At 35.6% G+C, this 5435-nt stretch carries 6 protein-coding genes; all 6 read right to left on the reverse strand.

Annotation, left to right across the window (positions count from 1 at the left end; all coding sequences use genetic code 11):
• A partial coding sequence (locus ACLUJM_RS12540; protein WP_412412949.1) for a hypothetical protein occupies window positions 1-559 on the reverse strand: 559 nt, incomplete at its 3' end.
• Window positions 560-571: 12 nt separating this feature from the next.
• A complete protein-coding gene (locus tag ACLUJM_RS12545) occupies window positions 572-1174 on the reverse strand; it encodes a hypothetical protein (protein ID WP_412412950.1) in 603 nt (200 codons plus the stop codon).
• A 186-nt stretch (window positions 1175-1360) separates the two neighbouring features.
• The gene (locus ACLUJM_RS12550) at window positions 1361-2071 is read right to left on the reverse strand and encodes a hypothetical protein (RefSeq protein WP_412412951.1); all 711 of its coding nucleotides are present in this window, start codon (window positions 2069-2071) and stop codon (window positions 1361-1363) included.
• Between the two features lie 601 nt (window positions 2072-2672).
• Entirely contained in the window at window positions 2673-3530 is an 858-nt protein-coding gene (locus ACLUJM_RS12555) for a Fic family protein (RefSeq protein ID WP_003497059.1), read from the reverse strand.
• Window positions 3531-4138: 608 nt separating this feature from the next.
• Window positions 4139-4741, reverse strand: a complete 603-nt coding sequence (locus tag ACLUJM_RS12560) for a hypothetical protein (protein ID WP_202185750.1) — start codon at window positions 4739-4741, stop codon at window positions 4139-4141.
• A 262-nt stretch (window positions 4742-5003) separates the two neighbouring features.
• Window positions 5004-5435 (reverse strand): Fic family protein (locus ACLUJM_RS12565; RefSeq protein WP_412412952.1); only part of this gene is annotated, 432 nt, incomplete at its 5' end.

The raw sequence follows: 5435 nt of genomic DNA on the forward strand, positions 1-5435 counted from the left end.
AAGGTGTATACACTTCACATTCTAAGCCTACGAATTTAGCTAAGTATTGGAACTCTTCAGAGAAATCTCCGCATATACCCTTTCCCGTCATTAAAACAGTAAATGCTTCAGCAGAATGCTCATAGGTGTTACCGTGATACCCATTAGATATCCTATCATGCACCATATTTGCTCTCGTTAATTCATCTGAATTTAACCAGTCAAAGCTATGCACAAAAGCTTTGAGCTCATTAGCTAAAGGCTCATTATACGTTGAAGCCTCTCTATGGTAAGGCGAGTCCCAGTAACCTCCCTCCTGTTGATAGTAACCTTTCAAAAAATACTCTGGATCGGTTACATCTGGATGAATATCGCTAAACTTCGGCCCCCTTCCAAAAATTGTTTCAGTTCCTTCGTTGGCCGTCCAGGTAAGTGTATTCAAATCTGTAAATTGTCCTCCATTTATCCCTGTATTTGGTTGACCAGCCATCGCGGTGAATGGAGTTAAAATAAGTAAGGCTGCTGATATGATTGTTGTGGTAAACATCGAAACAATTTTTTTGAATTTGTTATTTATCATATTATTTTTCTCCTACTCTTTATTTATGATTTTCACGATCTTGAGTCGCTTCATATCTCGAATTATGTGATTTATATCCTCACGAAGATATATTGTATCATATTCATTTTTACATTCTTTGCAAATATTCATGATGTGTCTTTTTCCATCTATAAAATTATCAGTCATATTGCGCAATTGCTTCGGAAATTCTTGTCGCAATCTCTGATCTAATGTTTTATCTGTCCCTAAAGTCTTAATTGCAAAACGTCTCATTATTTGTTCTACTGGGTCTTCGTATTTGTAAGGCTGTCTATTTGAAGTTAAACGTTTAATATCCCATGGATACGTGATATTTTCATCTGTTCCATCATCAAATACCAGATAGGTGAATGCATCAAATTCATGACTACAATAACAACAGTTATGCTTTTCTAATGCATAAACAATGATTTTAGAACGATCATTTTCAACTTGTTCTTCGTCCCCTTTTAATAGCTCTATACGTGAACGACTAAATGGATATTCCTCCCCCATTTTATCAAACTGAACCCAGAGGCGATCACTGCCTTCTTTTGTATAAACCCGATGAACCCACCTTTCTACGTCTTTCTTCTTATCATATATTTTTATCATATGAAAATCCCCCAAAATCATTATCTTATATATTTTCTGTGTTATCTTAAGATAATAATACCAGTTTTGAAATGATAATACTATTCTATGCTTAGTTATATACTAAATCTACTCTTTTTGTTTTATTTATTATACATCCGAGGTTATAAAGCCCCGGATGAATGATGTCAAGATTAAATTTTTTTTCTAATTTTTCTTCTCTTTGTTTTTTTGAATAAAGCAATATATGACTATACCGATTACAAAACCTAACCCTAGTAAGAAAGAATAGACAACCGCAAATTTTTCATCTATGCATATGTAAAATCCAGTTAGCAAACAGAGTAAAATAGCAAGTAAAATGAGGACCGGCAGTTTCAATGCCTCTTTAAATTCTTCAGCTAATTGCTTTGATGTACTATCCAGCCATAAAAACTTACCAAACATGAGTGCTAAAGCTGAAAATGCTAATTCAATATTGTCATTAACGCTTACCATAGCGATCCCCAAACATGCTACTACTGAAATCCATTTTCTTTCTTGAGCATTTAATTCATCAAATCGCTTTGGAAATTTCGATAAATATAATTCATAAATTTTATGAATCATGTTCCCGATTAGAGGTATCATAATTGCAAAGCTCAGCCCGCTACTGATCACTTCATTAGCATATTTGAAATCCGATAATATGAGCATAACAATAATTTGCCACAGAAGCAGGAAAAACATAATTACAATAATCGATATTGAAAAGTACATAAACACGCTATACCCTGCATTTTCAAATATATTATGACGCTCTGGATTAAAATTAAATTTTTGCTTTTTGCTATCTTGATCTGTAAATATGAAATACGATGCGCCCCCGCCAAAAATCAATGAAATCAAACCAACTAATATGCGATATTTCAATTCCATAAAAACTACCTCTCCTGACCCCTAACATACTTTTATCTTATCACAATTTTTCTATTGTTCAAGATTACTTATCAGCCCATCCAATTTATATGTCTGAACCCCAGTTTAATTATCTTAAGTCCTGAGTGCTCGTCACTATTTTTACAGGAGATAGTTGTCTCATTATATTTTCATAATTTTCCCACTTGTGCACAGAACGTTTGTTCCGTATAATCATATCATGAGAGGAGGAGATTGACTCATGCCATATCACACTCAAATTCCAGGACAATACGGGGCATATGACCCTGCCCAAAATACCGTTGTCCCTGTAATTGCAAGTTACAATGTAAATGGAGATTGTATGCCCTTATACTTCCGCTATACAAATTCGGATGGTTCTTACTCTGATATTCCCATTTGTAAAGTTATTGACGTACAATCTAATCCTGTTTTAGGCATTAATTATCAATGTGAATATATCAATCAAAGCCGCCGGCAAAGGATAAATTTATATTTCCATCGAAAGGAAAATAAATGGTCAATGCGACCTATTTGATTATTAACTTCATTTTATAAGCAGCCGGGGGGACTATACCTCCGGCTGCTTAATTTGCTTATATTAAATCTCTTGCTCGGCAGCCTGGCATTGAATACGGGGTTGCTTCATGGCTGACTTCAATAATTCCCTCAATCCCTCAATTGTCTCTATGTTATATGGTATTACAAAGGCCTTAGCCAAATCTAAATAGGCTTTTTGCTCCTCTTTAAAATATTGAACTAGTTTGGAGTAGTCATTTTTATCACTTACCTGTTTCAAGCCCTGATAATACTGTGCTTTGTTAATATCCTTTATGATAAAGGGAGTGATATTATTTTTTAAACATTCTTTAAATAGAATTCCCCGACCAGTCCTTCCATTCCCATCCTGAAAAGGATGAATTGTTTCATATTGTACATGGAATTTTGCTAAATCCTCCAAATCGCACTCACGCTTACTATGATATTCGGATAGAAGCTTTCCCATCAAGTGAGGAACCTCCTCTGGCAACGCTGTCGTAATTGTTGAAACAACATTTGCCCTTGTTTTGTATTCTCCAACTGCATATCCATTCGCCAAATCTTCAAAGACCCCAGCTTTTAAACAATAATGGTATTTTTTGATTAACTTTTCCGTCAATGGCTCATTCACTGTTTTCAAAATTTCATTAAACATAAGAAAATGGCCTGTCATTTCCTCTATGTCTTTTGCTCTAAAAATAATCTCGCCCTCTGCATTCACAGTTCCGGTTTCGAACAAAGAAGCTGTTTGGTCTTCGGTCAGGCGACTTCCTTCGATTTTATTCGAATTATATGCCATCATTTTTTGTGTCAGACCATATATACCGCTTCTATCGTTCTTCCTATGTTCAATGTAGAAACGATGTAAAAGCAAATAATTGAATATACCGACGGTTTCTTGATTTTCTATCTTTATCACGTTATTTACCCTCCCTCTTGTCTGTATCACACAAATTCTATGTATAATGAACAACAATTCATCTACAGCACCACTATCCTATTAAAAATAATCCCCCATTGCAACAAGGTTATTCCATATGAACAGGTGGAATATAATCTTTTACTTTATATGTAAAACAAAGGGGGCTTGAAATTTTCAGGCCCCCCGTGTATAATAAGTTTAGAAGAAATCAGTGGATTTCGACGTCCACGATGACCTTCGGATTGCGTGAGTAATTTTTAGTTACCAGCTATCCTCTATGCCAGTAGAGGATAGCTCTTTTCATTATAAATGAAAATTACTATTTCCGATGATTGTCTTTGTATGTCAGTGCCGCATCACCAGCACTAATGTCAATACCTCTGATGCATTCATAGTCCTTTCCTCCTTCGTTCATTTCCGAAGGAGCACCGGGAACTATCCTCTGTCTTCTTTGCTATTATACACGGTTATTTTATCATGTATTATCATCTATGACAATTCATTTCGAGATCTGCTATTGCGAACCTCTCGGCTTATAAGTTTTTTCACTTTTTAAATACTCTTCCTCTTTCCGCTGTCTTTTCCTCTTTACCTTATCAGCTGATTTAACGCTCTGGTTCATCTTGAACTCTATTGTTACGAATTTTTTGTAATTCTTCACTATATTTTTGATTTTCAGTTTTTAGCTTCTGGTTTTCCTTCTCTAAAGCTAATATCTGTTCTTTTAGACTATGCTCCATTTCTGCTGATTCATTTTGAACCTTCCTTATCGTTTCCGCCATAGCTTGAATAGATGCTAAAATCTGCAATACATCAATCCCCTGGCCTCCGGAAGCATTTTTCAATGCTCTCGATTCTGCAACGAATTTATCAATGTTATCAAGTTTTGAAAATTGCATTTGAAACTGGCTATCTGCCTGTTTCTCTAGTCTCACCACCTGAGAATCCACATTTTCAACTATTACTTTTGTTTCTGTAATCGTTTCATCAATTTTACCTATCTTTTTACTCTCTTTGATTTCATCGAAAAGGTATTTTCCAATTGCTGCTAGGAATCCTCCGGCTATCACAGCTACCATATATGCCGGAACATTTGAAAAATCAATTGTCATCATCGTATTACCATATAATCCTTCCATCAAGTAGGCCGTAATGATACCTGTATTGACCCCTAAAAGAAGTATAAACAAATAATCCAGTAAAAACAATCCCCCCACCTCCATAGTTTTTAGGGGCGGCCGTACCATTAGCCGCCCATCATTTGTTACTATCATTCAACCGTGTAATCTCTATTCAGTTGTCAATGTGCATCAAATAAAAAATCGAAAATGATGAAGAAAGTGGGACTTGCACCCAAAATATGCGCTTTTCGCATCTTTCTACTATTTTTAAACAAAAAAAGACTACCGATATAATTAACCGATAGTCTTTTCTTTATTATGATCTTCTAAACCAGAGCTCTGTTCTCTTTTAATACTCCGGCTCCTGATTTCTCGACATATTTTTAAATTGTTCTGTTAACAGCAATTCCCTATTCCGAAGTGGTAAATTGGATCCTGTTAGCAGATTAGAAAAGAAACGTTCTAAATAGCAATTTTCCGTCAGAATTCCTCTGCTATAATCCGCATAATTGGCACGAACAAGGGCATTTCTAAAATATTGGGAATGCTCTTTGAAAGAAGAATTATCCACCCTGAAGCCGATGCTGTTTAAATAACATTCTATAAAAACGGCGGTCGTCCTGGTATTGCCCTCCATGAATGGATGCGCTTGCCAAATATCCGAGGTGAAGCGAGAAATTCGCTTAATTATCTGTTCCATATCCAAGCCGGCATAGGTTTTGGCCCGTTCCTGGCTGATATCATACTCCAGTGTGTCAATCAATGCATCATAGTTTGTATA

It is taken from the genome of Finegoldia sp. (genome assembly GCF_046991905.1).
Classification (GTDB): domain Bacteria; phylum Bacillota; class Clostridia; order Tissierellales; family Peptoniphilaceae; genus Finegoldia.

What these genes read in the sequence shown, in the direction of transcription:
- ACLUJM_RS12550 (WP_412412951.1), bottom strand. Translation starts at nt 2,071, where the DNA reads ATGGAATTGAAATATCGCATATTAGTTGGTTTGATTTCATTGATTTTT.
- ACLUJM_RS12545 (WP_412412950.1), bottom strand. Translation starts at nt 1,174, where the DNA reads ATGATAAAAATATATGATAAGAAGAAAGACGTAGAAAGGTGGGTTCAT.